At 42.9% G+C, this 14,070-nt stretch carries 14 protein-coding genes, 2 tRNA genes and 1 other RNA gene; 8 read left to right on the top strand and 9 right to left on the bottom strand.

The genetic code is table 11. The features are described 5' to 3' along the window. Positions 1-233: 233 nt before the first annotated feature. Both H4I94_RS05175 and H4I94_RS16300 read left to right on the top strand, forming a co-directional pair. Positions 234-1,361: a KGG domain-containing protein gene (locus tag H4I94_RS05175; RefSeq protein WP_409976796.1), complete on the top strand. Its 1,128-nt coding sequence runs from the start codon at positions 234-236 to the stop codon at positions 1,359-1,361. After that, positions 1,342-1,698: a hypothetical protein gene (locus H4I94_RS16300; RefSeq protein ID WP_409976795.1), complete on the top strand. Its 357-nt coding sequence runs from the start codon at positions 1,342-1,344 to the stop codon at positions 1,696-1,698. The genes H4I94_RS05175 and H4I94_RS16300 overlap by 20 nt, the downstream gene beginning before the upstream one ends. 132 nt (positions 1,699-1,830) lie before the next feature. Here H4I94_RS16300 and H4I94_RS05170 read toward each other — a convergent pair whose 3' ends face one another. Then, positions 1,831-2,322, bottom strand: coding sequence for a hypothetical protein (locus tag H4I94_RS05170; protein ID WP_261182054.1), 492 nt, complete (start codon positions 2,320-2,322; stop codon positions 1,831-1,833). A 1,083-nt stretch (positions 2,323-3,405) separates the two neighbouring features. On the opposite strand from H4I94_RS05170, the gene H4I94_RS05165 reads away from it, so the two are divergent. The 3 genes from H4I94_RS05165 (at position 3,406) to H4I94_RS05155 (ending at position 7,236) form a co-directional block, all read left to right on the top strand. Continuing rightward, positions 3,406-3,924 carry a hypothetical protein gene (locus tag H4I94_RS05165; protein ID WP_409976738.1) on the top strand — a complete coding sequence of 173 codons (519 nt, stop codon included), beginning with the start codon at positions 3,406-3,408 and terminating at the stop codon, positions 3,922-3,924. A gap of 668 nt (positions 3,925-4,592) precedes the next feature. Beyond that, positions 4,593-6,218, top strand: a complete 1,626-nt coding sequence (locus H4I94_RS05160; RefSeq protein WP_261182053.1) for an NAD+ synthase — start codon at positions 4,593-4,595, stop codon at positions 6,216-6,218. After that, positions 6,211-7,236: a hypothetical protein gene (locus tag H4I94_RS05155; protein ID WP_261182051.1), complete on the top strand. Its 1,026-nt coding sequence runs from the start codon at positions 6,211-6,213 to the stop codon at positions 7,234-7,236. The genes H4I94_RS05160 and H4I94_RS05155 overlap by 8 nt, the downstream gene beginning before the upstream one ends. Positions 7,237-7,361: 125 nt before the next feature. Here H4I94_RS05155 and H4I94_RS05150 read toward each other — a convergent pair. After that, positions 7,362-7,438: transfer RNA gene (locus tag H4I94_RS05150), tRNA-Met, on the bottom strand. A 324-nt stretch (positions 7,439-7,762) separates the two neighbouring features. On the opposite strand from H4I94_RS05150, the gene H4I94_RS05145 reads away from it, so the two are divergent. Next, positions 7,763-8,170 (top strand): hypothetical protein, encoded by a 408-nt coding sequence (locus H4I94_RS05145; RefSeq protein ID WP_261182050.1) that lies wholly within the window; start codon positions 7,763-7,765, stop codon positions 8,168-8,170. A gap of 211 nt (positions 8,171-8,381) precedes the next feature. Here H4I94_RS05145 and H4I94_RS05140 read toward each other — a convergent pair. From H4I94_RS05140 to coaD, 4 genes are all read right to left on the bottom strand, one after another. Continuing rightward, positions 8,382-8,458: transfer RNA gene (locus H4I94_RS05140), tRNA-Met, on the bottom strand. Positions 8,459-8,530: 72 nt separating this feature from the next. Further along, an RNA gene (gene rnpB, locus H4I94_RS05135) (RNase P RNA component class A) lies at positions 8,531-8,914 on the bottom strand. A gap of 26 nt (positions 8,915-8,940) precedes the next feature. Next, entirely contained in the window at positions 8,941-9,204 is a 264-nt protein-coding gene (locus H4I94_RS05130; protein WP_261182049.1) for a YfhL family 4Fe-4S dicluster ferredoxin, read from the bottom strand. Position 9,205: 1 nt separating this feature from the next. Next, positions 9,206-9,697: a pantetheine-phosphate adenylyltransferase gene (gene coaD, locus H4I94_RS05125; RefSeq protein ID WP_092819719.1), complete on the bottom strand. Its 492-nt coding sequence runs from the start codon at positions 9,695-9,697 to the stop codon at positions 9,206-9,208. A 140-nt stretch (positions 9,698-9,837) separates the two neighbouring features. On the opposite strand from coaD, the gene smpB reads away from it, so the two are divergent. Further along, complete coding sequence (smpB, locus tag H4I94_RS05120; protein ID WP_092819720.1) at positions 9,838-10,314, top strand: SsrA-binding protein SmpB; 477 nt, start codon at positions 9,838-9,840, stop codon at positions 10,312-10,314. Positions 10,315-10,363: 49 nt separating this feature from the next. Here smpB and H4I94_RS05115 read toward each other — a convergent pair whose 3' ends face one another. The 3 genes from H4I94_RS05115 to rluD are packed head-to-tail and all read right to left on the bottom strand — an operon-like array spanning position 10,364 to position 12,799. Then, positions 10,364-10,915, bottom strand: coding sequence for a flavodoxin family protein (locus H4I94_RS05115; RefSeq protein ID WP_092819721.1), 552 nt, complete (start codon positions 10,913-10,915; stop codon positions 10,364-10,366). Positions 10,916-10,954: 39 nt separating this feature from the next. Further along, positions 10,955-11,695: a peptidoglycan editing factor PgeF gene (gene pgeF / locus H4I94_RS05110; protein ID WP_261182044.1), complete on the bottom strand. Its 741-nt coding sequence runs from the start codon at positions 11,693-11,695 to the stop codon at positions 10,955-10,957. A 51-nt stretch (positions 11,696-11,746) separates the two neighbouring features. Continuing rightward, on the bottom strand, positions 11,747-12,799 hold the full coding sequence (gene rluD, locus H4I94_RS05105) for a 23S rRNA pseudouridine(1911/1915/1917) synthase RluD (protein ID WP_131274080.1): 1,053 nt from the start codon (positions 12,797-12,799) through the stop codon (positions 11,747-11,749). A gap of 71 nt (positions 12,800-12,870) precedes the next feature. Between rluD and H4I94_RS05100 the strand changes: the two genes are divergently transcribed. Then, on the top strand, positions 12,871-13,902 hold the full coding sequence (locus tag H4I94_RS05100; protein ID WP_092819724.1) for an outer membrane protein assembly factor BamD: 1,032 nt from the start codon (positions 12,871-12,873) through the stop codon (positions 13,900-13,902). Positions 13,903-14,070 lie beyond the last annotated feature (168 nt).

Raw genomic sequence — 14,070 nt, 5'->3', positions numbered from 1 at the left:
AAGCTCATATATAACATTAATTAATATTAGAATATTATATTGTTATTCACCCTATTTATAAAAAACAAATAAAGCCATTTAATTACAGTCCATTACCAGTATATTTTTTATTTATTATTTACATTAAAAAGAATAGAAACACATCATTTATTTATTAATAAATTATTTCTTTTAATTTATTAGAGTTGTTTATTACAACAGTCTTACCCAAAAATAAAGATAGGACGAAAAAAATGGCTAATCGAAGTAATGAGAATGAAACAGAACATTCAAATCGCGGATTTGCAAGTATGGATCCCGAGAGACAACGTGAAATAGCAAGTAAAGGTGGTCATGCCGCACATGAAAGTGGGCATGCTCATGAATTCACCTCAGAGGAAGCCCGTGCAGCCGGTCAAGCTGCTCATAGAAGCGGACATGCTCATGAATTTACCTCGGAAGAAGCGCGTGAGGCAGGTGCGCGCAGCCATATGAATACACGCGGTCGCAGCCGTTATGATGACGACGATGACCGTGGTGGTCGCTCTGGTCGTAGCCGTTACGATGATGATGACCGTGGTGGCCGTGGTCGTAGCCGTTATGATGATGACGATGACCGGGGCGGTCGCTCAGGTCGTAGCCGTTATAACGATGATGATGACCGTGGTGGCCGTGGTCGTAGCCGTTATGACGATGATGATGACCGTGGTGGCCGTGGTCGTAGCCGTTATGACGATGATGATGATCGCGGCGGTCGCTCAGGTCGTAGCCGTTATGATGATGACCGTGGTGGTCGAGGTCGTAGTCGCTATGACGATGATGATGACCGTGGTGGTCGAGGTCGTAGCCGTTATGACGATGATGATGATCGCGGCGGTCGCTCAGGTCGTAGCCGTTATGATGATGACGATGACCGCGGCGGTCGCTCAGGTCGTAGCCGTTATGATGATGACGATGACCGCGGCGGTCGCTCAGGTCGTAGCCGTTATGATGATGACGATGACCGCGGCGGTCGCTCAGGTCGTAGCCGTTATGTCGATGATGATGACCGTGGGGGCCGTGGTCGTAGCCGTTATGAGGATGACGATGATCGCGGCGGTCGCTCAGGGCGTAGCCGTTATGACGATGATGATGACCGTGGTGGCCGAGGCCGAGGTCGTAGTCGTTATGATGACGATGATGATCGCGGCGGTCGCTCAGGCCGAAGCCGCTATGACGATGATGATCGCGGCGGTCGCTCAGGCCGAAGCCGCTATGACGATGATGATGATCGCGGCGGTCGCTCAGGCCGAGGTCGTAGCCGTTATGATGACGATGATGATCGCGGCGGTCGCTCAGGCCGAAGCCGCTATGACGATGAGGATGATCGCGGCGGTCGCTGAGGCCGAAGCCGCTATGACGATGAGGATGATCGCGGCGGTCGCTCAGGCCGAGGTCGTAGCCGTTATGAAGACGATGATGATCGCGGCGGTCGCTCAGGCCGAAGCCGTTATGACGATGATGATGATCGTGGCGGTCGCTCAGGCCGTGGTCGTAGCCGTTATGATGACGATGATGATCGCGGTGGCCGTTCAGGCAGTGGTCGTAGTAGAAATACTACGCAAAGACGCGATGAATATGGCCGATTTACATCTGGCTAATCGCGACCTGCTTCATTTAAGAAAACTTAACAACTCAAATAAATATAATTCTAATTCAATCACACACTATCAAGCGTAGATTAATCTACGCTTTTTTATGCAAAGAATTAAAAGACAAGAAAAATGGTATCGCTTTTGAACCATGCAAAACAAAAAACCAATCCTTTTAAAATTAAAAAGATTGGTTTAAAGCTATTGAGATGATGGAGTTCTAAGGACGTAAACGGTTCCAGGCATCACGTGAGGCATGTTTAGCCTCTTCCCAGGTTAGACGGGACTGCGCTTTTGATCCTTCCCACTTGGCACGAAGATCCAGCTCTACGTCTTCAAACCGCTTGTTTGAATCATACGCAGATACATCTTCATAACCTACCCGATAGGCGTGATGATAATCCCGATCATAGTCCAAATCAGGATAAGTATTTTGGCTGGACTTATAGTAAGGTTGATTAACACTGTTTTCACGCCAATACGCATCTTCAACAGTGGGATCAATCGCCTCGCCTACTGCATGGCCGGCCACACCGCCAACAATTGCACCCACTGTCCCTCCGACAATAGCTCCGATTGGACCACCTGCACTACCGATTGCGGCACCTGCGGCAGCAGCACCCGCGGCACCTACACCTGTTCCTACTGGATGTGATTCATCTGTATCTGGATCATTATCTACATCCTTTCTTACATCATTTGGATCGGCCATTTTTTTCTCCTTATAACAATAGGGTATTGAGGAAAATAAGCTGGTTATAGCCATTTTCACCTAGAGTGTTTCTATTTAAAAAAACATCCAAGTTCGGTTCTTTAATCACGATCATCATTGGTATTAGGGTATTGATCTAGACGTTTGAGCTTATCTTATGCACTGGACTCACCCATGTATTACCTTGCTCATTCTTTAAATTTCCCATATTTTCATCTTTATTTCTTTCATATATGGAATAAAGAATGACTGCAATGATGACCACGACAATAACAGCGATTATGATTTTCACATCTTTTGAGTTCATATTATTCTTCACTTTTGATTAATGTGGATGAATAGAAATAATGAGACTATAAATCTGGAAAAACTTTTCACAAAGAACACTTCCTGAGTATTAATCAATACTCCGATCAGAAAATCCAAGTCTTATTTCTGTGGTCTTTGCGGATTTTTAACTTACTGATTCTGTTGTTTATGCTGAATCTTTTGAGTATTTTCTTGTGTAGCCATTTTATTTATCTCCTATGGTCTGAATTACTGCACACCTACAGCCTTATTCACTCTACTCTTTATATTTTATTGACCAAGCTTATATCTGTTTCAATTCTCTTCAATGTAAATCCTTTTATTTTATGTAGTTGATCTATATTAGAAGAGTGTTACGTGCTTAACATTTATTCTTTAAAGTTTGACAAAAACAAATACAGCAAAATATAAAAGGCATAATTACCAGGCGATGAAATTCTATCTGATGCTTTATAGATTTTTCTAAAATATAAGGCATATCTTACCTACAGGAAATTCATGTTTAGCTTCTGACTTTCAAGATTAAGAAAGAACTCTTTTTAAAAAATTAATTATATACATCCAAGAAGTATTTTAAATTCCAACTTAATGAAAACCATGCAAAGAAAAATTAAACATGTGTTCTGGTTATATTGAGGAGATAAATTTGAGCTTTTTTTCTTAAGCATCGTTACAATATTGAATTAACAGATTCAAAAATTTTTTCCCCTTCACATTTACTCAAGCTTTATTTTGTGAATAGAATTCTAAGTATAAACGGCAAAGCAAAATGTTATGTTCCAGAAATTTAGACTCTTGTTGTGGTTCAAACTTTCTTTAATGTTTGATATTTATAACTTTCGTTTTCGTAATTTGACCACGGGTGAGATCAATCTTGCACGTCAAGTTTTCGGTAATTTAATCAATTACGATGACGTTAAAATATTTAATATCAAATATCTTCCCTGGCAACCTGTAAACATGTATATGGCACCGAATGGCAATATCTTTATGAACAACGAAAATTTTTGTGAAGACTTTTCCCAACGATCCAAAGCAATGCAAGGTCTGTTCATACATGAGATGACTCACGTTTATCAATATCAGTCCAATATCAATGTTCTCTTGCAAGGTGCTCTATTACAGTCCGGATATTTTTTGAGTTTTAAAAAATATAATCCTTATCAATATAACTTTATTGCAAGCAAACCATTTCATACCTATAACATTGAACAACAGGGCGAAATTGCAAGAGACATATTTTTTAAGAATATTCCTAACATTATTTTAAGTAATCAGCACATAGTGCATTGATTTTTTGCTCATTTTTTATATTTACATATTTGATTACTCATTTTATCTTTCTTTGCACCTCTCATCGCACCCATCATCTTGTTTGATTTTCTAAGGATGTAATTTTATCGTCCAGCCAGCTGATTGCTTTAAGAACGAGCGAGATCATGATCTCTAAAAATATCGGGTTATAGCGCTATTTGATCCAACTAAAAGCTATTTACGAAATTGCTGGGTATTCATAACGACTTGAGATGAATGGACTGATTTTTAGCCACCCCTCTACAAGCTTTAATATGTATAATTTTGTGTATAACTCTTAGCCACACCTACCTATCCAGCCTTAAACCGCCTGGCAGTTGTCCACCCGTAGCCAAGATACAAATCTTACTTCAATTAATTGATTTAAAACATTTAAAAAAATTTTCACTCCAAAATCATTTCATTCAATCATGCTAATTCATTAGCAACATGGCCATTTTTGCAGCCATGCTGTATTTTTTTGTCTAAATTCAGATTTTTTTTTGTTTTTTTCTCTACAAACGATGCAATTCGTATATAGTATCCAATTGCTAATTATTGATTAATACTTCTATTTTATTTGTCGTCACGTACACAGCATTGAACCCATAACCATAATAAATCTAGGTCTGTGTATACATCCCTATAGGTAATAGGATTAAGTTGGAATGAAAAGTTTTAAAATTGCCCTTGCACAATTCTCTCCGCATATTGGCAATATCGAAGCAAACACTCAAAAGATGCTTGAACAGATAAATGAAGCCAAAAAACAAAAAGCTGATTTAATTCTCTTCCCGGAGCTTTCCACTGTAGGCTACCCTGCTGAAGATTTATTACTCCGTCCTAGCTTGGCAAAACGCACGCAGAAAGCATTTGAGCAGCTCAGCCAAGTCAAAGATATTGTGATGGTCTTTGGTTTTGTCAATCAAACTGAAGATGGTCAGCGTTATAACGCTGCAGCAGTAATGAAAGATGGACAAGTACTGGGCGTTTACAATAAACAGAACTTGCCAAATTATAGTGTATTTGATGAAAAGCGTTATTTCAGCGAAGGCCATCAACACCTTGTTTTTGAATATTTAGGTCATAAATTTGGCGTGCTGATTTGTGAAGATATCTGGTCACTTAATACCGTTCATCAATTATCACAACTGAATGTTGAAACTGCTTTGGTGTTAAATGCTTCACCTTATGAAGTGGGCAAACCGCAACATCGCCTGACCACCATGAGCGAACTGGCGAAACAGTTGAATATTAATCTGGTGTATACCAACCAGATCGGTGGCCAAGATGACCTGATTTTTGATGGCACCAGTTTTGTGATCAATAAAGATGGCGGCATTGCTTTACAGGCAGCAAGCTTTAAAGAAGATCTTTATTACGCCGAATATGAAGCGGAACAAAAAGCCTATAAAGTCGGAACAGTGATTCCAGCTTTAGATACGCTGGCTGAAATCTATCAGGGTCTGGTTTTAGCGACTCGCGATTATGTTCAGCGCTCTGGTTTTCCTGGCGTAATTCTGGGCTTATCGGGTGGCATTGACTCGGCATTAACACTGGCAATCGCAGTTGATGCCATTGGTGCAGATAAAGTCCAGGCAGTGATGATGCCTTATACCTACACCGCGCAAATCAGTGTAGAAGATGCAGCCGCACAGGCCAAAACCATGGGTGTAACTTTCGGTATTGCTGAAATCAATCCAATCGTGAACAGCTTCATGCAAACCTTGTATCCATTCTTCGGCAACAGTCCTGCAGATGCCACTGAAGAAAACCTGCAAGCCCGTGCTCGTGGTACCTTACTGATGGGCTTGTCGAACAAGTTTGGTAATCTGGTTTTATCTACCGGCAACAAATCTGAACTTTCTGTAGGTTACTGCACCCTGTATGGCGATATGGTTGGCGGTTATGCCGTGCTGAAAGACGTGTATAAAACCATTGTGTTTGAACTGGCGAAATACCGTAACAGCATTTCAGAGACCCCGGTCATTCCAGAGCGTGTCATTACCCGCCCGCCTTCTGCAGAACTGCGTCCAGACCAGAAAGACCAGGACTCTTTACCTGCCTATGAAGTGCTGGATGCGATTCTGTATGCTTATATTGAAGAAGATATGAGCCAAGATGACATTATCGCCAAAGGCTTTGATAAAGCAGTGGTTGAAAAAGTCATTCGTCTGGTAGATCGCAATGAATATAAACGCCGTCAAGGCGCGATTGGCCCGCGTATCAGTTCACGTGCATTTACCCGTGAACGCCGTTATCCAATCATGAATGGATGGACACCAGGTGTCTAAGCAGGACTTGGCCCAACAGTTTGCTCAAGCGCTTATGCTTGAGCAAACCCGCTTTATTAAAAAACAATTATTAGCAGAACAACATAATCCCTATATTGAAAAATTTGTTCATCATATTTATACCTCTTCAGATCAGATTCTTTTAAAACAGATTATTCAACTTGAAGCGCTACAAGATGTCGTTCAAAAATATGCCTTTGAACTGAATTTAGGCGCCGAAATTTTAGAATTCATCGGGGTGGTTTCACAAAGAATTCATCATTTTGCTATTAACAGCCACACTCAAATTAATGAGCTACTGTCTGATGAATCATTTGAATTATGGATGTATAAAATCCTCGAACTGGATCAATTACGTCATTACATCCATGACAACTTGCAGCACAATCCGCAAGTCAAACATGTCAGTTTACAGCTAGCAAACCAGATTCTTGAAAGCAATACCCCATGGCTGGATCATCTGCGCAAGTTGAATACCCATCAACATGGTTTGGGTTCTAAAATTCTGGGTTTTATTCAAGACCAGCAGCAGCATATTGAACTTAAACTTGAGCAGCAACTCGCTCAGGCACTGGTCAAACAACTTGGTCATATCATCTTGCTTCCTAATGAAGAACTTGCCGATATTGCGCTGCATTTGTGGGAAGATGTAAAGCAAAGATCGCTTAAAGAAACCTACTCACAGTTCCAAGCGATCGACTTTGAAGACTTTTTTATTCTAGTTTACGAAACCTGGCGTCAGTTAAGGCAGTCTGAATACTTGCAACAGGTGGTTTTGGACGTGGTTGCCGGTTTCTATAATTATTTTGCCAACTACAACTTACAGGAACTGTTGCAATCTGTAGGGCTGAATGAAGCAGATTTACATCAAGAAGCACGACGCTTCCTGCCCTACACCCTTCAAGCTTTGGAACAACAGGGCTTATTGGATGGCATTATTCAGGAATTGATTTCACCCTTCTATTCAAGTGAAACTACCCATCAATTTATCGAGCAATACCTTCAAGAGAATTTGTAATTATTATGAAGGGTCGGTGTAGTCTATAAACGGATGATCAACAGACCTTTTTTTCTTTTAAGAATCAGTCTGACTTTTTTGATTCACAAAAAAAGAGACCATGCTGAGAGCATGGTCTATAAAAATGGTGGCTATGACGGGACTTGAACCTGTGACCCCCGCATTATGAGTGCGGTGCTCTAACCAACTGAGCTACATAGCCGTAAACTGTGTGCGCATTATCTAAATTTCGACAACTAGCGTCAAGCCCTTTATTTTACGAGTGTTCAGAGTTTGAGCGTTTTATTTTTTTTCAGTTAATATTTAAACAANATGAGTGCGGTGCTCTAACCAACTGAGCTACATAGCCGTAAACTGTGTGCGCATTATCTAAATTTCGACAACTAGCGTCAAGCCCTTTATTTTACGAGTGTTCAGAGTTTGAGCGTTTTATTTTTTTTCAGTTAATATTTAAACAAAACGGCTATTTATTCAGGCTATTTTCTGCTTTAAGCTCAAAATTAAGGTACTGAAATATTGAGATAAAATGCATCCATTCAAATTCATCGCTATCGGCTTAATGACACTCCTGAGTAGCTCGTGCCAGCTGATCTCACCCATATTCGTCGACTATAATGGGGTTCGTATGGATGTGGCACGATGGATCGACAATCAACAGCTTTTGAGCATGCAGCAAAAGCGTAGCCTTGCCCAGCTCAGCAAAGCACAACAAAAACTTTATCGAATTGAACAGATTCCGCAAGACCATAAATTAGCCATTGCCACGCAAAACCAGATTGCTCTACATTGTGCTCGGTTACATCTTACTGAAAATAAAATCGATCAATTGCAATCAATCGTTTTTGGACAAAACCGGAAACAAGAAGTTCTGCAACACTATGATCAGCAGTTCCCACAAGTTAAATTGGCTGGCAGTGCGATTCAATGTGAATAATCTATTTTAAAGACAAATTTTACCCATAAAAAAAGACCACGCTTTTAGAAACGTGGTCTATGAAAATGGTGGCTATGACGGGACTTGAACCTGTGACCCNTTCCCACAAGTTAAATTGGCTGGCAGTGCGATTCAATGTGAATAATCTATTTTAAAGACAAATTTTACCCATAAAAAAAGACCACGCTTTTAGAAACGTGGTCTATGAAAATGGTGGCTATGACGGGACTTGAACCTGTGACCCCCGCATTATGAGTGCGGTGCTCTAACCAACTGAGCTACATAGCCAAAACTGTGCGCGTATTATCTATTTCAGGCAGCTTGATGTCAAGAAATATCACGCAATAATTGTAAAAAATTTAGTGAAGTGAGCCGATAAGCCGGGTTCTGTCGTGAACGATCATTCCTCTAGGCGTACAATCACTCGTACGCTCAAGCGACCTACCCGAATCCAGCACGGGCCGTGCCTGAAGGATTCCTATTTGGTCTTGCTTCTGGTGGGGTTTACCTTGCCGTGAACTGTTACCAGACACGCGGTGCGCTCTTACCGCACCCTTTCACCCTTACCATCTCTCTTGGTCTCCCCGAAAGGAGATTGCAAAGATGGCGGTCTACTCTCTGCTGCACTTGCCGTCGGCTTTCACCGCCCAGGCGTTACCTGGCACCCTGCCCTACGAAGCCCGGACTTTCCTCCCCTGCTTCAATCACGGAGATCTCCACAGCAGCGATCGTCTGGCTCACTTCGGGGCGTATGCTAACAAATTTCAGCACTAATTACTGGTGCTTTTTTGTGCAATCAGCTTTTTATATTTTTCCATCAGTTCATCTGCCGATTCCACATGCTGGGGATCATGCGGAATACAGTCGACTGGACAGAACAATTGACACTGCGGTTCATCAAAGTGCCCCACACATTCGGTACATAAGTCCGGGTGAATTTCATAAATGACTTCACCCATGTATATCGCCTCATTCGGGCACACCGGCTCACACACATCACAATTGATGCATTCATCGGTAATATATAAAGACACGCTACCAACCTTGCTGTTGTTTCCGTTTAAAGGCCTCCACCACAGCTTGAGGGACAAACTGTGCCACATCACCATTTAAGCGGGCAATTTCACGTACCAAAGTAGATGAAATAAAAGAATATTGCTCTGAAGGGGTTAAAAATACCGCTTCAAAACCTGAGTCCAGACGGCGGTTCATATTGGCCAGTTGAAATTCGTACTCAAAATCCGATACGGCACGTAATCCACGCAGCACTGCTGTTGCTTTCTGTTCACGGAAAAAGTTGACCAACAGACCATCAAAACCCACAAATTCTACATTAGGCAAGTGACTGAGCGATTTCTTCGCCAACTCCACTCGCTCTTCCAAACTAAAGACTGGATTTTTATGATGACCGATGGCAATCGCCACCACAACTTCATCAAACATTTTCGCCGCACGTGACACCAAGTCGATATGTCCATTGGTAATTGGATCGAAAGTGCCTGGATAAATGACGCGAGATTTAGTCATCCATTTTTACTCTAGTTTTTAGTAGAGCCCTATTTTAACAAAAACTTATTTTTTTAGTGAACAATCTCCTTAATTTTGAAAAAACTTCACCTCAGCGCGAGTTTGAGGCAAAATAGAGTCAATATTGGAATATGCGTATTATGTCGAAATCAATCGTAGTTAAAAAAAATACTGGTGGCACCATTGCGCAGAACAAGCGTGCTCGCCATGATTATTTTATTGAAGAGAAATTCGAAGCCGGTCTGTCCTTACAAGGTTGGGAAGTCAAGTCCTTGCGTGCGGGGCGGATGACCATTACCGAAAGTTATATTCTTTTTAAAAACAATGAAGCGTTTTTATTTGGTGCGCAAATCCAACCCCTGTTATCGGCTTCGACACACGTGGTGCCTGAAGCCACCCGCACACGTAAATTGTTGCTTTCGCGTCGTGAAATTGAAAAGCTGCTAGGTGCGGTGAATCAGAAAGGTTATGCCTGCGTACCCTTGGCCTGTTACTGGAAAGGTCCATTGGCCAAACTGGAAATTGCCCTGGTAAAAGGTAAACAGTTACACGATAAACGCGCCACAGAAAAAGACCGTGACTGGCAACGCGACAAGGCCCGGATTTTCCACAAGTAATTTTGCACAAAAAACCTCCAGTCGGAGGTTTTTTGATATTTAAAAATGATTATTTGAATTTATTTAACAACAAGGCAATGTATTCACCAAACCAGATGGCCGTATCCAGATCCCCTTGCGGTGGTGTGACCTCTACCGGGGCATTATCCGACTGGGTCATAAGACCTAAAAAGCCCGACATCCGGTTCAGGTCCTGCGAACCACGTCCAGTCGGCATCAGCGGCAAACCTGCCCATAGCATGCCGTGCTGCATGGCAAACAGGTTAATCTGCTGCAATACCGCCAGCTTGTCACCACTCAATCCGCCACCATTGGTAAATCCTGCTGCGATCTTGCCTTGCCAGGTCCGTGCCAGCCAGCGTTTGGAAGACTGCTCCATAAATAACTTCAAGGCAGAGGTAATGCTGCCCATATATGTCGGACAACCCAACATGATGGCATCAGCCCGATCCAGAACTTCCCAATCCACCTGCTCGATGTTCATGCAATGTACCTGAATACCGGTTTGCTTGGCCCCTTGAGCAATGAAAGAAGCAACCTTTGCGGTATGGCCATAGGGGCTGTGATAAACGATGGCAAGAGATTTAGAAGATAAAGACATATCAATAAAAACAATAGATTTTAATCAAGTTTAACAGTTTCAGGCCATAAACACGAATGTCGCCATACGCCCGGTTTTGGCTGCACGGCGATAGGAAAAATATTCATCTGCCTGTGTATAGGAGCATTGGTCGCCGCCTAGCACAACTTCAACCCCATGTTGCTTTAAGATAAATCGTGCAATGGCATATAAGTCAGCAAAAAACTTGCCTGCTTTTTGACCCGCCTTAAAAGTGCTGTCCAGTTCAGGATATTTGGAACAGAAAGCTGTTTTAACTTCTTCGCCAATTTCAAAACAAGGCTGGCTAATGGCTGCGCCCAACCATGCCCAGGTCGGCTGGGTCTGCATGGCTGCAATGGTATTTTCCACAATACCATGGGCCAGACCGCGCCAGCCGGCATGCAAATTCGCTATCTCCGTTCCATCGGCATTACCCAGTACCACCGGCAAACAATCCGCAGTCATCATCATTAAGGCATGTGCTTTACGCTGAGTCACCACTCCATCCCCTTCCAGGGCGTGAAAAGGAATTTCTTCATTGATGGTATGGCAGATGGTGCTATGCGTTTGCGTCATCCAGGTGACTTTATCTACCCCGAATTCGGCAAACTGTTGCAGCAAGGCCATACGGTGCTGCTGTACACGTTTTGCATCATCACCCACATGCAAGGCCAGATTAAATCCTGCCAATTCAGCTTGTGCAGAAGGCTGAGTTTTTTCATGATGCACTCGCGTCTGCCCAACCCACACACCTGATGGAAGCCCTTTAACAAATCGCATGTCAATTTCCTTGTGCTTTTCCTTATGATTCATACCCAGCCATAAAACCGCTTAGTAGGCTTTATTTTCACTGCGCAATACCTCAATCAACTGCGCAAAATCCTCTGCCCATGGTGCTTCAAACATCATTTCTTCACCGCTACGTGGGTGAATCAGCCCAAGTTTTGCTGCATGCAAGGCCTGACGTTTAAAGCCGCGTAAAGTGTCGGCCAGTAATTCTGAAGCACCTGCCGGTACACGGACACGATTCATATAGACCTGATCACCGACCAGACCAAAGCCCAGATAACTAAAATGCACACGAATCTGATGGGTACGGCCGGTTTCCAGACGTGCCTGTACACGGGTGAAATGCTGAAAGCGTTCTTTCACGTTGTAATGGGTCACTGCATCGCGACCGCCTGGCAATACGGCCATTTTCACGCGATCGACCGGATGGCGCTTGATTGGCTCATCAATCGTGCCACCGGCAATAATGTTGCCATACACCACCAGATCATAAAGACGATATACCGATTTCTTGGCCAATTGCTTGCTTAAAGAAAACTGCGCTTCCAGATTTTTCGCCACCACCAGCAAACCGCTGGTGTCTTTATCAATACGGTGTACCAGGCCGGCACGGGCCAGTTCGGCAGATTTTGGATAATGATACAGCAACGCGTTCACCAGTGTACCGGTCGTATTTCCCGCACCCGGATGGACCACCATACCGACCGGCTTGTTAATGACAATAATATCGTCATCTTCATACACCACATTGAGGGGAATATTTTCCGGCAAACTTTTGGTTTGTACTTCCAGCTCGACATCCAGCGTGAGCAGCTCATTGCCTTCACATTTATACTTGGGTTTGACAGTGTTACCATTTACCAACAAATGGCCATCTTTCAGCCACTGCTTCAATTTTTCACGGGAAAATTCATTCCAGATGAGTGCCGCCACCTGATCGATACGTTGCCCCAAATAACTTTCATCCAATTGAAATTGCAACGATAAACGTGTTGCAGTAGAGTCTGAAGTATGGTTATCTGCATCCTCAGAATCTTCAAGTAAATTGAAATCAGTTTCAGGGAAATTAGAATTAGAAGATTGTGCTTGACTCATTTGCTCATTCAGACAAAAGTGGTTTAATAGCGCAATTGTAGCTCATTGCCAGTATTAACAGAGGAATTTTTATGTCGTTACCACGTTATAAAATGACAATGCTTGCTTTATCTTTAGGCGTTGCGTCGGCAATAGTGGGCTGTAGCAGTAATCCAAAGAAAGAAGTTGTGGACACAGGACCGCAGTCTAGCGAGCAAGTGTATATCCAAAAAGCAGAAAAAGCGCTTGAGCGCGGACAATATACCGATGCGGCCAAACATCTTGAAGCCATAGATACCTATTATCCAACAGGTGACTATGCACAGCAGGCACAACTGGAATTGTTATACGTTAAGTTTCAACAAAAAGATTATGAAGGCGCAGTTGCCCTGGCTGAGCGTTTTATCCGCTTAAATCCGCAGCATCCCAATGTGGATTATGCCTACTATGTTCGTGGTGTAGCGAACATGGAACAAAACTATGACGGTCTGCTCCGCTATACCTCGTTAAAACAGTCGCACCGTGATGTCAGCTATTTAAAAGTGGCTTATCAGAACTTTGTCGATTTCATCCGCCGCTTCCCATCAAGCACTTATGCTGTTGATGCTGCACAGCGCATGAAATTTATCGGCACGGAACTGGCTGAAAGTGAAATGAACGCGGCACGTTTTAACATTAAGCGTAAAGCATGGCTGGCTGCTATTGAGCGCTCACAATGGGTGGTAGAGCACTATCCACAAACCCCGCAGATTCCTGAAGCTTTAGCCACCATGGCTTATGGTTATGACAAATTGGGTGATCAGCAGACTTCACAGCAGTACATTGAAGTGTTAAAGCTGAATTATCCGCATCTGGTCAAAGCAGACGGTAGCGTGAATATGCGTGCCGCGCATAATGAAGGTAGCTGGGTTAACCGCGCCACTTTAGGTATTTTTGGCCGTGAAGCAAAAACCTCTACCGAGGCAGAGCAACAGCAAATTTCAGAACAGTCTGAAAAGCGCAGTCTTACCAACCGTTTAAGTTTTGGTTTGCTGGATCGTCCTAAAACTGAAAGCAGCATTCCTGCTGCACCAGAGCAACAGCCTCAAGCAGAAACGCCGACACCAGCACCCGGCGCAGAATAAGCCCGGCTTATTGTTCGCATTTTCCTGAAGGGCAAGTTATTATACTTGCCCTTTTGCGATTTCAATGCATCATATTGATCATTTTGCGCAAAAGGTATACAAATTACTTTTAACCGAATCACGCAATTTTTACTTGCGTATATTCTGACGGCTTATTGGTCACTCATT

Origin of the sequence: Acinetobacter sp. T_3_1 (assembly GCF_025377055.1) — a bacterium.
GTDB lineage: Bacteria > Pseudomonadota > Gammaproteobacteria > Pseudomonadales > Moraxellaceae > Acinetobacter > Acinetobacter kookii.
The sequence above is the reverse complement of the archived record's forward strand: the minus strand, read 5'-3'. Positions and strand labels throughout refer to the sequence as shown.

What these genes read in the sequence shown, in the direction of transcription:
- H4I94_RS05175 (WP_409976796.1), top strand. Translation starts at nt 234, where the DNA reads ATGGCTAATCGAAGTAATGAGAATGAAACAGAACATTCAAATCGCGGA.
- H4I94_RS16300 (WP_409976795.1), top strand. Translation starts at nt 1,342, where the DNA reads ATGATCGCGGCGGTCGCTGAGGCCGAAGCCGCTATGACGATGAGGATG.
- H4I94_RS05170 (WP_261182054.1), bottom strand. Translation starts at nt 2,322, where the DNA reads ATGGCCGATCCAAATGATGTAAGAAAGGATGTAGATAATGATCCAGAT.
- H4I94_RS05165 (WP_409976738.1), top strand. Translation starts at nt 3,406, where the DNA reads ATGTTCCAGAAATTTAGACTCTTGTTGTGGTTCAAACTTTCTTTAATG.
- H4I94_RS05160 (WP_261182053.1), top strand. Translation starts at nt 4,593, where the DNA reads ATGAAAAGTTTTAAAATTGCCCTTGCACAATTCTCTCCGCATATTGGC.
- H4I94_RS05145 (WP_261182050.1), top strand. Translation starts at nt 7,763, where the DNA reads ATGCATCCATTCAAATTCATCGCTATCGGCTTAATGACACTCCTGAGT.
- coaD (WP_092819719.1), bottom strand. Translation starts at nt 9,697, where the DNA reads ATGACTAAATCTCGCGTCATTTATCCAGGCACTTTCGATCCAATTACC.
- smpB (WP_092819720.1), top strand. Translation starts at nt 9,838, where the DNA reads ATGTCGAAATCAATCGTAGTTAAAAAAAATACTGGTGGCACCATTGCG.
- H4I94_RS05115 (WP_092819721.1), bottom strand. Translation starts at nt 10,915, where the DNA reads ATGTCTTTATCTTCTAAATCTCTTGCCATCGTTTATCACAGCCCCTAT.
- pgeF (WP_261182044.1), bottom strand. Translation starts at nt 11,695, where the DNA reads ATGCGATTTGTTAAAGGGCTTCCATCAGGTGTGTGGGTTGGGCAGACG.
- rluD (WP_131274080.1), bottom strand. Translation starts at nt 12,799, where the DNA reads ATGAGTCAAGCACAATCTTCTAATTCTAATTTCCCTGAAACTGATTTC.
- H4I94_RS05100 (WP_092819724.1), top strand. Translation starts at nt 12,871, where the DNA reads ATGTCGTTACCACGTTATAAAATGACAATGCTTGCTTTATCTTTAGGC.